A 16,908-nucleotide genomic window follows, 5' to 3' on the forward strand; every position below is an offset into this window, starting at 1 on the left:
TCCTCAGGGAAGCCAGGGCCTATTGAATGATGGACTGCTACTACGTGGCTGCTACTTGGACTGCGGGAAAACGATACGCGTCGATGGACATGCGCCGGAGATTGGGCCACGCGCCTTTGCACAATACGCACGATGTGCACAATACGCGCACGATGCGCCGCACTGCACTGCATCATCGCGCATGCCGCCGCCCGGTGCGCGAACGACCGTGCGTGAACCGGCGAGGGATGGGGCAGGTGCGCGCCGCGCGGAGCCCGTCTCTTCCATCGATACCGCGCCAGCACGGCGCTCCGGCGTGTCGGAGGACACAGGGGCGCGTGCTAACATTGATTGTTATTACATCCCGTCATTCGATCAGCAAGCAATGAACACCGAGACGTTATCTGCGCCACCCCACACGCTTGTGATTGCGTCGCGAGAAAGCCGCCTTGCCATGTGGCAGGCGGAGCATGTGCGATGTGCGCTGCACAAATTATATCCATCTTGTGACGTAAAAATCCTCGGGATGACAACACGCGGCGATCAAATTCTCGATCGCACTTTGTCGAAGGTCGGTGGTAAGGGCCTGTTCGTCAAGGAACTGGAGAGCGCGCTGGCCGACGGCCGCGCCGATCTGGCCGTGCATTCGCTCAAAGATGTGCCGATGGAATTGCCCGCCGGCTTCGCGCTGTCCACCATCATGGAGCGCGAAGATCCACGCGATGCGCTGGTGTCTAATGAGTACGAGTCGCTTGCCGCGCTGCCGGCCGGCGCCGTGGTCGGCACCTCCAGCCTGCGCCGCGAAGCGATGCTGCGCATGCGTTACCCGCACCTCGTGGTGCAGCCGCTGCGCGGCAATCTGGATACCCGTCTGTCGAAACTCGACCGCGGCGACTACGCGGCGATCATCCTGGCGGCTGCCGGTCTGAAGCGTCTGGGTCTTGCCGGGCGCATCCGCGCGCTGCTCGATCCGGAGGACAGCTTGCCGGCGGCCGGTCAGGGCGCGCTCGGCATCGAGATTCGCGCCGATCGCGCCGACCTCGCGGCATGGCTCGCGCCGCTGCATCATGAACCCACGGCCGCAGCCGTCGAAGCGGAGCGGATGGTGTCGCGCGCGCTCGGCGGCAGTTGCGAAGTGCCGCTCGCGGCCTATGCAAGCTGGCATGACGGCGCGCTGCATCTGCGCGGCATCGTCGCCACGCCCGATGGCCAGCGCGTGTTGAGCGCGCAGGCGTCGGCGCCCGCGCCGAGCGTCGAGCGTGCTGTCGCGCTTGGCCAGGAAGTGGCGAGCGCGCTCGAACAGCAAGGTGCGATGGAGATCGTTCGTGCGCTCAGCACGGCCAGCGGCCCCGCGGCAGGTTCGGGGGACAGCGCGGTGACCGGCGAGTGATGGCGGCCGATATCCCAGGCAACACAGCATCTTCCTCCGCCGGCAAGGCGGCGTTCACGGTCGTGATTACGCGACCGGCCGGTCAGTCGAGTGAGCTGAATGCATTGCTCGCGGCGGCCGGCATCGCCACGCTCGAATTTCCGCTGATCGACATCGCGCCCGTCGCGGACGACGCGCCGCTGCGTGCGGCGCTGGCGTCTTTGGAACGCTATGCGCTGGTGGTGTTCGTGTCGCCGAACGCCATCGATCACGCGTTTGCCCACAGCAATGCGATCTGGCCGCATGCACTGCCGATCGGCGTAGTCGGCCCCGGCAGCGTGCAGGCGCTGGTGCGCCACGGCGTCATGGCGCCGGCGTACAACGTCATCAGTCCGCCGTCCGTGGCCGACGACGATACGGCGCGTTTCGATTCCGAAGGCCTCTTTGCCGCCATCGACACGGCGCTCGGCGCGGCGACGCTCGAAGGCAAACGCGTGCTGATCGTGCGCGGCGACGGCGGCCGCGAATGGCTGGCCGAGCGCCTGCGCGAAGCGGGTGCCGAAGTCGAAACGGTAGCGGCGTATCGCCGCCTCGTGCCGGAACCGTCGATCGGTGCCTGGGCGCGGGTGCACGCGCTGCTCGCGGGCGAATCGCATGCCTGGCTCCTCACCAGTTCCGAAGGCGTGCGCAATCTGCACGAACTCGCGCAAGAACATCTCACCGCCGACGAGATCGCTGAGCTGAAACACGCCACACTCGTCACGCCGCATCCGCGCATCGCGCAGACCGCGCGGGCATTGGGTTTTGATAGCATTACGGTGTCCGGCGCGGGCGATGATCGCATTGCCCGCGCATTGCTTGCCGCCGTCCCGACCGTTGTTCAACCGGTACCGTCCAACCCGGCTCATTCACCGGCTAAATCACGCATGACTGAAACGAACGCATCCACGAACGCTTCACCCCAGCCGGCCGCGACCACTGCGTTGCCGCCGAATCAACCCTTCACGCCCTACGAAGCGCAAAAAAAGCGCCGCAGCGCGAGCGGACCGCTGCTGTGGTTTGTCGTCGTGATCATCGCCTGCGCGGCGGGCGTGGGCGGTTATGCGCTCAATCGCAAGGTGGAGCGCACCGGGCAGCAGCTCGCGCAACGCCAGCAAGCCAACGACACGCAGACCAACGAACTGCGCATCAAGACCGAGCAGGCGCTGGCCACGGTTCACCAGTCCGATTCGCAGGTCGCGCAGCTCGAAGGCAAGCTCGCCGACGCGCAAAGCGCGCAGCAGGCCTTGCAGCAGCAATACGCCGATCTCGCGCGCAATCGCGACGACTGGACGCTCGCCGAAGTCGGTCAGATGCTCTCGGCCGCGAGCCAGCAGTTGCAGCTCACCGGCAATACGCAACTCGCGCTGTTCGCGCTGCAAAGCGCGGATACGCGCCTCGCCGCATCGGACAGCGCGCAGGTGGTGGCCGTGCGCAAGGCCATCGCGCAAGACATCGACAAGCTGAAGGCGGCGCCGTCCACCGATCTGACCGGCCTCGCCATCAAGCTCGACAACGCGATCGACCAGGTCGACAGCTTGCCGCTCGCGGGCGAAGCGCCGATCGCCCATGCTACGCCGCAAGCCGCGACGTGGGCCGACACGGCGAAGGTGGCGGCGGCCACCGGCGAGCCGCGCTGGAAAGTGTGGTGGCGCGAAGTCACGACCGGCATCGGCCAGCAGTTGACCAGCCTCGTGCAAGTGCGCCGCATCGACAACGCCGACGCGATGCTCGTCACGCCGGATCAAGGCTACTTCGTGCGCGAGAATCTGAAGATGCGCCTGCTGTCGGCGCGGCTTGCGCTGCTGTCGCGCAACCAGACCACGCTGAAGTCCGACCTGCACGCGGCGGACGCCGCGCTTAAGCGCTACTTCGACACCGCGTCGAAGAAAACGCAGACGGTGATCGATCTGGTCAAGCAGGTGGATGCGGGCTCGGCGGCGGTCGAGCTGCCGAATCTGAACACGAGCCTGCAAGCCGTCAACCAATACCGGAGCCGAGGTTAATCATGGCAATCCGGGGACTTCTATGGCTCGCCTTGCTGTTCGCCATCGCCGTGGCGCTGGCGGTGGTCGGGCGCTTCGACATGGGGCAGGTGCTGCTGATCTATCCGCCGTACCGCGTCGACATCTCGCTGAATCTGTTCGTGGTCGGGCTGGTGGTGCTGTTCATCCTGCTCTATGCGCTGCTGCGTATCGTGCGCAATATCTGGCGCATGCCGCAGCGCGTGGCCGCATACCGTGCGCGCTCGCGTGTCGCGAAGGCGCACGCCGCGTTGCGTGACGCGATCGGCAACCTGTACGCCGGCCGTTTTTCGCGCGCTGAAAAAGCCGCGAAAGATGCGCTCACGAATGGCGACAACAAGGGCGCGGCCGGTTTGATCGCGGCTACCGCGGCGCATCGCATGCATGAATATGCGCGGCGCGACGAATGGCTCGCGCAAATCGACGGAGCCGACTGGCAGGACGCGCGCCTGATGGCAACCGCCGACATGCGCGCCGACGGCCGCGACGCGGACGGCGCGCTCACCGCGCTGACCGAAATGCAGTCGCAGGGCGCACGGCGGATTCACGCGCAGCAGATCATGTTGCGCGCGCAACAGCAATTGAAGAACTGGAGCGAAGTGCTCAAGCTCGTCAAGACGCTGGAAAAGCGCGAGGCGATCCACCCGGCGGTGGCGGTGCGTTTGCGCCAGCTCGCGGCGGAAAACCTGCTGCGCGACCGGCGTCATAACGCCGATGCGTTGCTGGAGTTGTGGCATTCGCTGTCGCCCACCGAGCGTCATTCGCCGCGTCTTGCCGATACGGCCGCGGAACTGCTGGTGTCGCTGAACCGGCCGCAGGAAGCGCGCAAGATCGTCGAAGAAGCGTTGGCGCAGAACTGGGACGCGCGTTTGCTGCGCCGTTATCCGGACACCGCCGCAGGCGACGCATTGCCGCTGATCCAGAAGGCCGAGGGGTGGCAGAAGGAGCGTCCGGAAGATGCGGATCTGCTGTTCGCTTTGGGCCGCTTGTGCCTGCATCAACAGTTGTGGGGCAAGGCGCAATCTTTCCTGGAGCTTGCGCTGAAACTGGCCGACAACGAGACCTTGAAGATTCGTTCGCATCGCGCGCTGGCGCGTTTGCACGAGCAACTCGGCGATGCGGATAAGGCGAGCCAGCATTATCGCGAGAGTGCATTGGCGATGAATATCGTTTGAGGTTCGCTCGCCGCGCCGTGTGCTCGAAACGGCGCGGAAGTAGACGGAAATGAAAAAGCCCCTGGCGTCGTTAGATGCCGGGGGCTTTTTCGTTGCTGTGTGCAGCGTGACGTAGGACGTTGGACGGCGCTGCCTGCTCTACGTCATAAAACGCGTTACTTATTGACCAGCTTCGCGGGCACGCTGATCGCCAGCAAACCGCCGAGGATCAGGAACGCCGCCAGCATATACATGCCGGAATCGTTCGCGGCGGTCACCTGCTTGAGCCAGCCGACCGCATACGGACTCAGGAAGCCGGCGAGGTTGCCGATCGAGTTGATCATCGCGATGCCGGCCGCCGCGCCCGTGCCGGCGAGGATCGCCGTCGGCAGACTCCAGAACAGCGGCAGGGTGGTCATGATGCCCATTGTCGCTAGCGTGAGCGAGGCCATGGCGAGCACCGTGTTGTGGGTCCACACGACCGACAGGATCAGCCCGATCGCACCTGCAAACGCCGGCAACGCGATATGCCAGCGACGCTCACGTGTACGGTCCGCGCTGCGCGATACGAACACCATCGCAACCACGGCCGCCGCGAATGGAATCGCGGACAACAGGCCGATCATGAACGCGTCGGTGACGCCGGTCGCCTTGATGATGGTCGGCAGCCAGAAGCTCACGCCATACAGGCCCATCACGAACGAGAAGTAGGTGAGGCTCAGCATCAGCACGCGAGCGCTTGTCAGCACCTGGCGGATCGGCATGTCGTGCTTGGTGGCTTCTTCGGCTGAGACGTGGCGTTCGAGCAATTGCTGTTCTTCGGCGGTGAGCCATTTCGCCTTCGAGATGCGGTCGTCCAGCAGCAGGAAGACCATGATGCCGACGAGCACCGAAGGAATCCCTTCGAGCAGGAACAGCCACTGCCAGCCGTGCCAGCCGTTCACACCGTTGAAGCTCTTCAGGATGTAGCCGGACACCGGCCCGCCGATCACGCCGGACAGCGCGATCGCCGTCATGAACAAGGTGGTCATGCGACCGCGCCGGTGTGACGGATACCAGTAGGTGAGATAGAGAATGATGCCGGGGAAGAAACCCGCTTCGGCCAGACCGAGCAGAAAGCGCATCACGTAGAACATGGTCGGCGTGGTGATGAACATGGTCAGCATCGAGATCACGCCCCACGACACCATGATCCGCGCGATCCACACGCGTGCGCCGACCTTGTGCAGGATGACGTTGCTCGGAATCTCGAAGATGAAATAGCCGAGGAAGAAAATCCCCGCGCCGAAGCCGTACACCGCGTCGCTGAGATTCAGATCGGTGCTCATTTGCAGCTTCGCGAAGCCGACGTTGACGCGGTCGAGATACGCGACCACATAGCAGAGCATCAGGAGCGGCACGAGCCGCCAGTTGACCTTGCGGTAGGTCGCCTCTTCGAACGTGGAAGGCGGCGCACCCGCGCCGGGGTGGTGGAGCGGATTGGTGGGACTCGCCATGGTGTCTCCTCTTTTCTTATGGAACTGAAGTACCGCCGTCAATCGATTCTATCCGCGCCGGCTTGTCTGCACGGTGATTCGATACCGGGGGAAAACACTGACTTCGAAGCAGGCCGCGCATGGCGGCCCTGATGCGCGGCCGCTACACGCAGCGCCCGCCGTCGACTTCGAGGCACACGCCCGTGATGAACTCCGCCTCGTCCGAGGCCAGATAGAGCGCCGCGTTGGCGACGTCCTGCGGCGTGGAGAAGCGCCCGAGCGGAATGCCGGCCAGGAAGCGCTTGCGATTCTCGGGCGTGTCTTCGACACCCATGAATTCCGACAGCAGCGCCGTCTCGCCAATCACCGGATTCACGCAGTTCACCCGAATACGGTCCGGACCCAGTTCGACGGCCAGCGATTTGCTCGCGATGATTACCGCGCCCTTGCTGCCGTTGTACCAGACGAGACCTGGCCGCGGCCGCACGCCTGCTGTCGACGCGATATTGATGAAGGTGCCACCGCCTTGCTGGCGAAAATACGGCACGAATTCCTGCACGCTCCAGTAGATGCTCTTGACGTTCACCGCGTAGACGCGGTCGAACTCGGCTTCGGTGACGTCCATCACCGGCTTGTTGCGATGCGTGGTGCCGGCATTGTTGACGACAATCTGCACGCTGCCGAAGTCTTCGAGCGCGGCCTCGCGCAGTTGCTGCCAGTCTTCGCGCCGCGCGACGTTGCCCGCCACCGCGATCGCCTTGCCGCCGGCCAGCGCGATTTCGCTTGCCACGCGCTCCGCCGCCGCGCCGTTCAGATCGTTGACCACCACGTTCGCGCCTTCGCGTGCATAGGTCTTCGCGATACCTTCGCCGAAACCCGAGCCGCCACCCGTGACGATGGCTGTTTTACCTGTCAACCGCATGATGTCTCCGTTGTTTGTTGTGGATGGTGATGCGTTGCGCGTGATGCGAAATGCCTAACCGTGCCTAACCGTGACGAATGGCGATGGTTTTCAGCACCGTGAAGCCGTACAGCGCTTCGAAACCCTTTTCGCGGCCGTGGCCCGAATGCTTGACGCCGCCGAACGGCAATTCGACACCGCCGCCCGCGCCGTAGTTGTTGATGAACACCTGGCCCGAGCGCAAGCGCCGCGCGAGGCGCATTTGCCGCGCGCCGTCACGCGTCCAGATGCCGGCGACCAGTCCGTACTGCGTGCCGTTGGCGAGCGCGAGTGCTTCGTCTTCGTCGGCGAAGGACATGGCGGCGAGCACCGGGCCGAACACTTCGTCGCGCGCGAGGCGGTGGGTGGCGGGCACGTCGCGCAGCAGCGTGGGCGCCTGATAGAAGCCGCTTTCCGGCGCTTCAGGGATTACCTCGCCGTGCGCCGCCATCGGGATGCCGTCGTGTTGTGCGTCGGAAAGGAAATCCCACACGCGTTGCTGCTGTTTCGCGTTGATCAGCGGCCCGCAGTCGAGATCGGCGTGCGACGGCCCGACCCGCAACGCGTGGAAGGCGCCGCTTAGCCGGTCGAGCAACGGTTCATAGATTGCCCGGTCGATCAGCACGCGGCTGCCCGCCGAGCAGGTTTGCCCGGCGTTTTGCACGATCGCCGACACCAGCACGGGGAGCGCCGCGTCGAGATCCGCATCGGCGAAAACGATTTGCGGCGACTTGCCGCCCAGCTCCAACGTGACCGGCACGTGATTCTCGGCGGCCATCTGCGTGACGAGCTTGCCGGTTTCCGGCGAACCGGTGAACGAGATGTGATCGATGCCGGGGTGGCGCGCGAGCGCCGCACCCGCTTCATGGCCGTAGCCCGTGACGATATTGAGCGCGCCCGGCGGCAAACCCGCCTCGGCGGCCAGTTCGGCGACGCGCAATACCGACAGGCACGCGTCCTCGGCCGGTTTCACGACGCACGCATTGCCGGTGGCGAGCGCCGCGCCGACGCTGCGGCCGACAATCTGCATCGGGTAATTCCACGGCACGATATGGCCGGTCACGCCGTGCGGCTCGCGGATCGTCAGCACCGTGTAGCCGGCTTGATAAGGCAGCGTTTCGCCGTGCAGTTTGTCCGCGGCGCCCGCGTAGAACTCGAAGTAGCGGGCGAGGGCGGCCGAATCGGCGCGCGCCTGTTTGAGCGGCTTGCCGGTGTCGCGGGCTTCGAGCTGCGCCAGTTCTTCCTGGCGGGCGGCGACCAGCATCGACAGCCGGTACAGCACGCGGCCGCGTTCGGCGGCGCTGGCCTGGCCCCATGCGCCTTCAAATGCGCGGCGGGCAGCGTGGACGGCGGCGTCGATATCCGCCGCGGTGCCGCGCGCAAGCTGGGTGAACGGCTGGCCGTCCGAGGGATCGAGCACGGCAATCGTCTCGCCGCCTGACGCGGCGATCCATTCGCCGCCGATGAAGTGTTTGGCTTCTTCCACGCATGCTCCTTGAGGTGTCACGTATCTGAGGTTCAGATACCTGATGTTCACAAACGAGAGGCACAATCGAGAGACGTCCGACGATTATCGCGCCGATACAGCATCGGGTGCCATCGGACGATTGGCTATAATGGCGTATTCCGCACTGTCCGGCCGCTGCGCGTTGTTCGGCAGGTTTCACGTCTGTTGAACATACACGCGGCCCACGCCGCGCGCCGTGTTCCGAATTCCATCCTGATCAGAGAGCGCTCATGAGCTTCAATCACGTCCCCGCAGGCAAAGACCTTCCGCAAGATTTCAACGTCATCATCGAAATCCCGGCGCAAAGCGATCCGGTGAAGTACGAAGCCGACAAGGATTTGGGCCTGCTCGTCGTCGACCGTTTCATCAGCACCGGCATGCGCTATCCGGCCAACTACGGCTTCATTCCGCAAACGCTGTCGGGCGACGGCGACCCGGTCGACGTGCTGGTGATCACGCCGTTCCCTCTGCTGGCCGGCTCGGTGGTGCGCGCGCGCGCGCTCGGCATGCTGCAAATGACCGACGAATCGGGCGTGGACGCAAAGCTGATCGCTGTCGCGCACGACAAGATCTGCCCGATGACGGCAGACCTGAAGTCGATCGACGACGTTCCGGCGTACCTGAAAGACCAGATCAAGCACTTCTTCGAGCAATACAAGGCGCTCGAAAAGGGCAAGTGGGTGAAGGTCGAGGGCTGGGCGGGCATCGAAGCCGCGCACAAGGAAATCACCGAAGGCGTGGCGAACTACAAGAAGTAAGCTGCGTTACTCCGGTTGGTAAATAAACCGCGCGAGCCTGCAAGGGCCGCGCGGTTTTTTCATGGATCTCGCGTAGCGTTCGATATGTGCATCTGCCGATGCCTGCCTGGCCCGTGCGCCTGGCCCAATTCGGCACATAGACAAAGTGCATTGCCTGGATGAACCGAAGGCATTTTTATATCTAGGTGTAAACCCTTATCATTCGCCGCCTGCAGCAGGTTTCCTGCCGTCGGCCTATGAATGCGCTGATGCAGCGCCAATGCGCGTTTTTGGGAGCACACCGTCCGGATGCTGAATCGCAAGTCCAACCCGTCGTCGCCACGCTGGTCGAGCCGGCTATACGCGATCGTCACCGCTATCTACCGCAAACGACCGGTGTGGATGGTTTCATTTTCGACGAGCGACGCCAATCTATCGGAAGGGTTGAGAGCCGCCTGCGCGTCCACGGCCATGCTGGTGGTTGGCAACGTGCTGCAAGATCCGACCTTCGCGTGGGCGGCGATCGGCGCTTTCTGGACCTGTCTCGCCGACGCGGCAGGCTCCAACCGGGCCCGATTTGCTTCGATGATGGGCTTTGCGCTTCTGTCGACCGTGTGCGGCGGCGTGACCGCATTCGCCTCCGGTGCGGGCACTGTGTTTGCGACGATCGCAATTCTCGCGTTCACGACGCTCGGCGCCTTTGGCCGGATATGGGGCGCCGCCACATCGCAGGTGACGATTCTCGCGGCGACAGCATGCGTTGTCATGGTCGACCGGCCGATGCACGCCCTTCGGGAAGGCATGACGTTTCTTGGTATCTACCTGGCTGGATGCCTGTTTGCAGTCGTCCTGAGCCTGACCGTCTGGCGCATTCATCCGTTCGGCACGAGCCGGTCCTCGTTGCGTGCCGTGTATCTGCGTCTGGCGGACATCGCATTCGACAGCGCTCGCCTGCTCAAGCAGCGCGCGGCCCCCGGGGAGTGGGCAACCCATGCCGCGAAATTTCGCGCGGATGCCCGAGCAGCGTTGGAGCGCTCGCGCAGGGCTCTCGCGAACGTGCCGGTATCAAGAACCGGTGGCGGGGAAACCTACGACAATCTCTTCGCCTTGCTGACTGAAGGCGAATCGCTGTTTGCTTATCTGATCGCTGTCTCGGGCGCCTGTGAGAAGGCCCCGAACGAGGTACGGCGCTTGAGCCGCGCGGCTCGGCTGCTGGCGGGGACGGGAGACGTCCTTCGCAGAATCGGCCTGGCCGCCGACGACGGGCAATGGAAACGTCTGGCCGACCTGCAACAGCGATTGCAGCGCCTCGCCCGGCGACTCGAATCCGCGCTGACGGAGCCCGTGCAGTTGAAGTCCGACTTCGAGCTCGTCGATTTCGCGCCGGCGTATGCGCGGACCGAGGGCTGGTCAGACAGCGCCGCCAGACTGTTGATTCAGGTGTGCTCGACGCTCAAGGCGAACCTGTCGAGTCAGTCTGTCGGCTTGCGCCACGCTGCTCGCGTGGGCGCCACGACGACGGCGGGATTTCTGGTCATCCGGGCGCTTGGGCTTCCATTTGGCTACTGGGCAACCATGGCGACGCTGCTGATACTGCAACCGTCCATCGCCGCGACGTGGCCGAGGAGTATCGAGCGCGCCGCAGGAAGCATCGTCGGCGGCGTACTGGCGGCTGGCATTGGCTATGCAATCCATTCGCCCCTCGGTATTTCACTCGCGGTCTTTCCGCTGGTGGTGGCAACGATGGCGCTGCGCCCCGTCAGCTACAGCCTCTTTGTTCTGTTCCTGACGCCCACCTTCGTGCTTGTTGCTGACTTTGCGACGCCTGGCGCCAACGAATTCGCCTATGCGCTCACGCGACTCGGCAACAACGTGCTCGGCTGCGTATTGGCGCTCCTCGCGACGTTCTATCTCTGGCCAACCCGGGAGAAGGTGAATCATCGGGTGTTTCTGGCCGCGGCGGTACGGGCCAATCTTGAGTACCTCAAGGCCGCGCTGGCGTACCCTGGCCGCAGTGAAAAGGAAATGGAACAGTTGCGAAGAGCCGCGGGCTTGAGCAGCAACAACGCCGAGGAGGCAATCGGTCGCATTCGCCTTGAAAAACTGGAGGACTCGATGGCCGACACGGTTACCTTGACGGTGCTAAGTCTGTTACGAAAGATGGCGGGCACCGCGACACAGCTGCGCTTGAGCACGAACCGGCGCCGCATGCACGATGAACTCGGCGCCTGGTTCGCTGCCGCGAGCGCCGACATAGAGGCTGCACTGAATCGAACGTTACGACCGATACAGCGTGACCTTCCTGCGCGAGACAAACTGTCGTCGCTTGAGGCTGATGCTGTGGGGGAACTCGCCCTTATGCATCGGCTGCTGACTGAGCGGATGCGCGAGGCGAGGAGTTAGTCGGCGCAGATGAGCATCGAGCCACGCAGGCGGCGTTCGCCACGTGAGCGCTCCGCTATCCGCTATGCACTATGAAGCGCCGGCTTCGTCTTCCGCCGCCGCTTCTTCAAACGCGGGCAAGGGCAGCACCGACTCAAGCGTGCGCAACCCCGCGGCCAGCGCCCGCTTTTCGGCCGGCGACAAGCGCTTGACCCAATACTCGGCGCGCGACGCGTTCGAGCGGTCCGCCAACTCGAACGACGCCAACACCTGCACCGGCTTGCGCGAACGCGTATAGCGCGCGCCCGCGCCGCTCACGTGTTTGTCGAAGCGCGCCTGCACGTCGGTGGCGATGCCGGTGTAGACACTGCCGTCCGAGCATTCGAGCAGATACAGATACCACGCCATCGTGTGCTTCAGCCTTTGAACGGATTATGTTCACGCAGCTCGTCCACATACGCGTGGATGCTGTTCTTCTCGTTGTCGAGGAAGTGTCCGACCGCATCGGCGAAGGCCGTATGCGCGAGCCAATGCGCCGAGCGCGTCACAGTCGGCAGAAAACCGCGCGCCATCTTGTGCTCGCCTTGTGCGCCACCTTCGAACGCGCCGAGCTTTTCCTCGATGCAGAATTCGAGCGGCTGGTAGTACGCGGTTTCGAAATGCAGGCAGGGCACGTGTTCGAGCGCGCCCCAGTAGCGGCCGTACAGCGTGCCGCCGGTTTGCGCGTCGCGCTGGTAGACCACGAGCGAACTGGCGATCGGCTTGCCTTCGTATTCGGCGAGCACCAGCAGCAGGTTTTCCGGCATCGACGCGCCGATCATGCGGAAGAAATCGAGGTTCAGATACGGACTCGAAAAGTGCTCGCGGTAGGTTTGCCGATAGCACTTGCTGAAGAAACGCCAGTCGGCGTCCTGGATGTCTTCGCCGCGGATTCTGCGCATCGTCACGCCGGCCTCGCGCACCTTGCGGCGCTCGGCGCGAATGTTCTTGCGCTTCTTCTGTTCGAGCGTCGACAGAAAATCGTCGAAGTCGCGATAGCCGTCGTTCAGCCAATGGAATTGCACGCCTTCGCGCTGCATCATGCCCATGTCGGTCAGCGCGTTCGCCTCCGTTTCGGTCGGAAACAGGACGTGCAGCGACGACACGTCGGCTTGCTCGGCGAACGCCATCAGCGTTGCCGCCAGATGTCTAAGGGCATGCGTATCCGCCGACAACAGCCGGTTGCCTTGCACCGGCGTGAACGGCACCGCGCATAGCAGCTTCGGGTAATACGGCAAGCCATTACGCTTGTACGCGTCGGCCCAGGCCCAATCGAACACGTACTCGCCGTACGAATGCCCTTTCAGATAGACGGGCGCGGCCGCCGCGAGCTTGCCTGAGCGCGGATCGGTCAGCGTGACGAATTGCGGCGCCCAGCCGGTGCCGGCGACCGCGCATTGGGTCGCGGAGAGCGCGCTCAAAAACTCGTGCCGCAGAAAGGGCGTGGGCTGCGACTGCTGCGCAAGCAGGGCGTTCCATTCAGCGGCGTCCACCTCGGAGGGCGACGCCAGAATGCCCGTGCGATAATCAAAGCGTTGCTGGTTCAATCTGTGTGACTGTTCCCAATGAGCGACGCGGCGCGGTGAGCGGTGCGTCGTTTGTTTATCCGATTGTCCGTTCCGTCGAGCTATCCAGCCGCGGTACTCGCAAGCCGCGTGGCTTGCCTGTCGATCCTGCCATGAAGACCCGAATCGCTCTTGCTCAAATCAATGTCACCGTCGGCGATTTCGCCGGCAATGCCGCGAAGATTGTCGCTGCTGCGCGCGCCGCGCACAACGATGGTGCGAAGCTGCTGATCGCACCGGAACTCGCGCTCTCCGGCTATCCGCCCGAAGACCTGCTGCTGCGTCCCGCGTTCTACACCGCGAGTGCGGCGGCGCTGGCCGATCTCGCCGCGCAGCTCAAGCCGTTCGCCGGTCTGCATGTGATCGTCGGCCATCCGCTGCGTGACGCGGCGCACGGCCATGGTAATGCAAACGCGCCGATCGAGCGCGGCGTGCCGCCGGTCGATACGTTCAACGCGGCGTCGTTGATTGTCGACGGGGAGGTGGTCGGCACCTATCGCAAGCAGGATTTGCCGAATACCGAAGTGTTCGACGAGAAGCGCTACTTCGCATCCGACCCGAAGCCGTTCGTGTTCGAACTGGAAGGCGTGAAGTACGGCGTGGTGATCTGCGAAGACGTATGGCACGCGTCGGCTGCGCAAATGGCGAAGTCGGCGGGCGCGCAAGTGCTGCTGATTCCGAACGGCTCGCCATACCATCTGAACAAGGAAGCGGTGCGCGTCGATATTCTGCGCGCGCGGATCCGCGAGACCGGCCTGGCCATGGTCTATGTGAACATGGTCGGCGCGCAGGACGAGCTGGTGTTCGACGGCGGCTCGTTCGTGCTCGACGGCGAAGGCGCACTGGTCGCGAAAATGGCGCAGTTCGAGGAAGGCCACGCGATCGTCGAGTTCGACGGTGGCAAGCCGCTGCCGGCAACGATCGCGCCGGAGCTGTCGCTCGAAGCGCAGGTCTACGCCGCGCTCGTAATGGGCGTGCGCGACTACATCAACAAGAACGGTTTCCCGGGCGCGCTGATCGGCCTGTCGGGTGGCGTGGATTCGGCGCTGGTGCTGGCCGTCGCCTGCGATGCGCTCGGCGCCGACCGGGTGCGCGCGGTGATGATGCCGTCGCGCTACACCGCCGACATCTCCACGACCGACGCCGCCGAGATGGCCCGCCGCGTCGGCGTGCGTTACGACGAGATCGCGATTGCACCGATGTTCGACGCGTTCCGCAGCTCGCTTGCCGGCGAATTCGCGGGTCGCGCCGAAGACGCCACTGAAGAAAACATCCAGGCCCGCATCCGCGGCACCTTGCTGATGGCGCTGTCGAACAAGTTCGGTTCGATCGTGCTGACCACCGGCAACAAGAGCGAAATGGCGGTCGGCTACTGCACGCTGTACGGCGACATGGCAGGCGGTTTCGCGGTGATCAAGGACATCGCCAAGACGCTGGTCTACAAGCTGTGTCACTACCGCAACCAGGCGACCACGTTCGGCAAGCAGAACGTGATTCCCGAGCGGATTCTGACGCGCGCGCCGTCGGCCGAGCTGCGCGAGAATCAGACCGATCAGGACAGCTTGCCGCCGTACGAAGTACTCGACGCGATCATGCGCATGTACATGGAAGAGGACCGTTCGCTCGCCGAAATCATCGCAGCGGGCTATGCGGTCGACGACGTGAAACGCGTCACGCGCCTCATCAAGATCAACGAGTACAAGCGTCGGCAGGCGCCCATCGGCATTCGCGTCACGCACCGCGCGTTCGGCCGCGACTGGCGTTATCCGATTACCTCGGGCTATACCGAACCGGTCGAGTGAGCAGGCCGGGAGTTAGAGCGAACGCCGATGAATGTCTATAAGCGCGCCGGATTGCCGCAACGCATCCGGCGCGGCGTAGAATAAAACCATCCATTTCCCTTTCAAACTTCCAATCACGAGACGAGGTTCGCCATGAAGCGCATCACTGCAGTCATCAAACCGTTCAAACTCGACGAAGTGCGCGAGGCGCTCGCTGAAGTCGGCCTGACGGGGCTGACTGTTACCGAAGTCAAAGGCTTTGGCCGGCAAAAAGGTCACACCGAGCTCTATCGTGGTGCAGAGTATGTGGTCGACTTTCTGCCGAAGGTGAAGATCGAAGTGGTGGTCGCGGACAATCAGTGCGACCAGGTGATCGACGCGATCATCGGCGCGGCGCGCACCGGCAAGATCGGCGACGGCAAGATTTTCGTCGCGGACGTCGAGCGCGTGATCCGTATTCGCACGGGTGAGGAAAACGAAGCGGCGGTTTGAGCGGCTCGGCCTCAAGCATTAAAACACCGGTATAAAGCGCCGCCGGCAGTGCAACGCGTGAACCGCACGCACCGCGCTGGTGCGCCGGGGCAGTAGCAAAACCGCGCGCAGAAATAAAAAACGGTGCGATACCCTTTCGGACATCGCACCGATACGCGCCTCTCGCAGCAGCGTGAAAAAGATTCCCTTGAAGATCGTGTGACTACGCCCCGAAGGAAGTCCCCTTGGGGGCGCCGTTCGCTTAGAACGAGTGTTGAATACCTGCGTACACGCCGGTCTGGCTGTGGCCATGCAGCGGGTTTTCGTTGTAGCCAGCCGGGGTTTGCCCGCCAGGACCTTCGGCGTTGGCGTCCAGACCGAAGTTAGCCGTCTTGCTGTTGCGCGCGGTTGCGACCTGGATGTCCAGCAGCGTGCGCTTGGACAGGTTGTACGAGCCGCCGATCGTGTAGATCGTTGCGTTACCCGCGCCCTTGTTCGCGTTCACGTGATAGACCGCTGCGATCAGTGCGGCAGCCGGCGTGGCTTGCCATGTCACACCACCCCATTCGTGATCGAGCGAAGTCGGAGCCTGGCCCGCTGCGCTGGCTGCACCCGACGTACGGATCGCCTGGTACGCGGCCTGGATCTTGAACTGGCCGAGGAACACGTTGGCCGCGGCCGTGTATTCACGCGAGAACGTGAACGGGTCAGTGAATTGACCGTTTGCGTTATTGCGGATTTCGTCGTACAAGCCGCGCACCTGGAACAGCGACGAGGTGTACGTGAGCTGCAGACCGGCTTCGCGTCCTTGCGGCGTCGTGCCGTTACCGTTCCAGTTCGTTGCATTCGACAGTGCGTACTGACCATACACGTCAAAGCCGTAGAACTTCGGCGACTGATACGCAATGTTGTTGCTCGATTGCGGCCAGTTGCGGCCACGCACCAGCGATGCCGACGACCAGTTCGACTGACCGAACGGGTCGAAGTCCCACACGCCGTTCGAGATGAAGAGCATGCGGCCCAACGTCAGCGTACCGTACGCGTCGTTCGACATACCGACCGTTGCCCAGCGATTGAAGAGACCGCCGCCGCCAGGACCTTGACCGTTCATGGTGTTGAACGAGCCTTCCAACTGGAACAGGACCTTATTGCCGCCGCCGATGTCTTCGACGCCCTTCATGCCCCACAGGCTCGTGCCCCAGTCACCGCTTTCCGCACGGAAGCGCGACGTGGAACCGGTATAGCTGTTGTTCGGAAGGCCACTGATGTATTCGAGGCCAGCGTCAAGGCGGCCATACAGCGTTACGCTGCTTTGGGCGTGCGCAACTACACCGGCTGTCATCAGCGCCGCGGCGAGCAAAGCTTTCTTCATCTTCTCCTCCATACCCTGTCAAAAAGTAAAACCCAGTACTGCGAATGGTGTTCGGACGCAAGCAGCGCCGAACA

Annotated in this window: 13 protein-coding genes; 7 read left to right on the plus strand and 6 right to left on the minus strand. The window is 63.6% G+C overall.

The annotated features are described in order from the left end of the window. The first annotated feature begins 364 nt into the window (after window positions 1-364). Genes hemC through AC3WOG_RS04945 form a run of 3 tightly spaced genes read left to right on the plus strand, consistent with a single transcriptional unit; the run spans window position 365 to window position 4,586 of the window. Entirely contained in the window at window positions 365-1,369 is a 1,005-nt protein-coding gene (gene hemC, locus AC3WOG_RS04935; protein ID WP_492576941.1) for a hydroxymethylbilane synthase, read from the plus strand. Then, window positions 1,369-3,393 carry a fused uroporphyrinogen-III synthase HemD/membrane protein HemX gene (hemDX, locus tag AC3WOG_RS04940; protein WP_492576942.1) on the plus strand — a complete coding sequence of 675 codons (2,025 nt, stop codon included), beginning with the start codon at window positions 1,369-1,371 and terminating at the stop codon, window positions 3,391-3,393. The genes hemC and hemDX overlap by 1 nt, the downstream gene beginning before the upstream one ends. Window positions 3,394-3,395: 2 nt before the next feature. Further along, window positions 3,396-4,586 (plus strand): heme biosynthesis protein HemY, encoded by a 1,191-nt coding sequence (locus AC3WOG_RS04945; protein WP_492576943.1) that lies wholly within the window; start codon window positions 3,396-3,398, stop codon window positions 4,584-4,586. 155 nt (window positions 4,587-4,741) lie between these two features. Here the strand turns inward: AC3WOG_RS04945 and AC3WOG_RS04950 are convergent, their stop codons facing one another. The 3 genes from AC3WOG_RS04950 to AC3WOG_RS04960 all read right to left on the minus strand — a co-directional run bounded on the left by AC3WOG_RS04950 (window position 4,742) and on the right by AC3WOG_RS04960 (window position 8,466). After that, entirely contained in the window at window positions 4,742-6,061 is a 1,320-nt protein-coding gene (locus AC3WOG_RS04950) for an MFS transporter (protein ID WP_492576944.1), read from the minus strand. A 142-nt stretch (window positions 6,062-6,203) separates the two neighbouring features. Next, the gene (locus AC3WOG_RS04955) at window positions 6,204-6,962 is read right to left on the minus strand and encodes an SDR family oxidoreductase (RefSeq protein WP_492576945.1); all 759 of its coding nucleotides are present in this window, start codon (window positions 6,960-6,962) and stop codon (window positions 6,204-6,206) included. Between the two features lie 64 nt (window positions 6,963-7,026). Beyond that, window positions 7,027-8,466 carry an aldehyde dehydrogenase family protein gene (locus AC3WOG_RS04960; RefSeq protein ID WP_492576946.1) on the minus strand — a complete coding sequence of 480 codons (1,440 nt, stop codon included), beginning with the start codon at window positions 8,464-8,466 and terminating at the stop codon, window positions 7,027-7,029. A 251-nt stretch (window positions 8,467-8,717) separates the two neighbouring features. Between AC3WOG_RS04960 and ppa the strand changes: the two genes are divergently transcribed. Both ppa and AC3WOG_RS04970 read left to right on the plus strand, forming a co-directional pair. Further along, window positions 8,718-9,245, plus strand: coding sequence for an inorganic diphosphatase (gene ppa / locus AC3WOG_RS04965; RefSeq protein WP_492576947.1), 528 nt, complete (start codon window positions 8,718-8,720; stop codon window positions 9,243-9,245). 288 nt (window positions 9,246-9,533) lie between these two features. Next, window positions 9,534-11,627, plus strand: coding sequence for an FUSC family protein (locus AC3WOG_RS04970; protein ID WP_492576948.1), 2,094 nt, complete (start codon window positions 9,534-9,536; stop codon window positions 11,625-11,627). Between the two features lie 69 nt (window positions 11,628-11,696). On the opposite strand, the gene AC3WOG_RS04975 is transcribed toward AC3WOG_RS04970, so the two are convergent. Continuing rightward, on the minus strand, window positions 11,697-12,014 hold the full coding sequence (locus AC3WOG_RS04975) for a GIY-YIG nuclease family protein (protein ID WP_492576949.1): 318 nt from the start codon (window positions 12,012-12,014) through the stop codon (window positions 11,697-11,699). A gap of 8 nt (window positions 12,015-12,022) precedes the next feature. Continuing rightward, window positions 12,023-13,192 carry a GNAT family N-acetyltransferase gene (locus AC3WOG_RS04980; protein ID WP_492576950.1) on the minus strand — a complete coding sequence of 390 codons (1,170 nt, stop codon included), beginning with the start codon at window positions 13,190-13,192 and terminating at the stop codon, window positions 12,023-12,025. A gap of 131 nt (window positions 13,193-13,323) precedes the next feature. Here AC3WOG_RS04980 and AC3WOG_RS04985 point away from each other — a divergent pair, with 131 nt between their 5' ends. Further along, complete coding sequence (locus AC3WOG_RS04985; protein ID WP_492576951.1) at window positions 13,324-15,012, plus strand: NAD+ synthase; 1,689 nt, start codon at window positions 13,324-13,326, stop codon at window positions 15,010-15,012. Window positions 15,013-15,144: 132 nt separating this feature from the next. Then, entirely contained in the window at window positions 15,145-15,483 is a 339-nt protein-coding gene (gene glnK / locus AC3WOG_RS04990) for a P-II family nitrogen regulator (protein WP_006048444.1), read from the plus strand. Window positions 15,484-15,724: 241 nt separating this feature from the next. Here the strand turns inward: glnK and AC3WOG_RS04995 are convergent, their stop codons facing one another. Beyond that, window positions 15,725-16,834 (minus strand): porin, encoded by a 1,110-nt coding sequence (locus AC3WOG_RS04995; RefSeq protein ID WP_492576952.1) that lies wholly within the window; start codon window positions 16,832-16,834, stop codon window positions 15,725-15,727. Between the last annotated feature and the right edge of the window lie 74 nt (window positions 16,835-16,908).

The sequence above is a fragment of the Paraburkholderia sp. FW306-02-B genome (assembly GCF_058782725.1).

Bases quoted from the DNA above. Each gene is read 5' to 3' on its own strand.
- hemC (WP_492576941.1), top strand. From the start codon at position 365: ATGAACACCGAGACGTTATCTGCGCCACCCCACACGCTTGTGATTGCG.
- hemDX (WP_492576942.1), top strand. From the start codon at position 1,369: ATGGCGGCCGATATCCCAGGCAACACAGCATCTTCCTCCGCCGGCAAG.
- AC3WOG_RS04945 (WP_492576943.1), top strand. From the start codon at position 3,396: ATGGCAATCCGGGGACTTCTATGGCTCGCCTTGCTGTTCGCCATCGCC.
- AC3WOG_RS04950 (WP_492576944.1), bottom strand. From the start codon at position 6,061: ATGGCGAGTCCCACCAATCCGCTCCACCACCCCGGCGCGGGTGCGCCG.
- AC3WOG_RS04955 (WP_492576945.1), bottom strand. From the start codon at position 6,962: ATGCGGTTGACAGGTAAAACAGCCATCGTCACGGGTGGCGGCTCGGGT.
- ppa (WP_492576947.1), top strand. From the start codon at position 8,718: ATGAGCTTCAATCACGTCCCCGCAGGCAAAGACCTTCCGCAAGATTTC.
- AC3WOG_RS04970 (WP_492576948.1), top strand. From the start codon at position 9,534: ATGCTGAATCGCAAGTCCAACCCGTCGTCGCCACGCTGGTCGAGCCGG.
- AC3WOG_RS04975 (WP_492576949.1), bottom strand. From the start codon at position 12,014: ATGGCGTGGTATCTGTATCTGCTCGAATGCTCGGACGGCAGTGTCTAC.
- AC3WOG_RS04985 (WP_492576951.1), top strand. From the start codon at position 13,324: ATGAAGACCCGAATCGCTCTTGCTCAAATCAATGTCACCGTCGGCGAT.
- glnK (WP_006048444.1), top strand. From the start codon at position 15,145: ATGAAGCGCATCACTGCAGTCATCAAACCGTTCAAACTCGACGAAGTG.
- AC3WOG_RS04995 (WP_492576952.1), bottom strand. From the start codon at position 16,834: ATGAAGAAAGCTTTGCTCGCCGCGGCGCTGATGACAGCCGGTGTAGTT.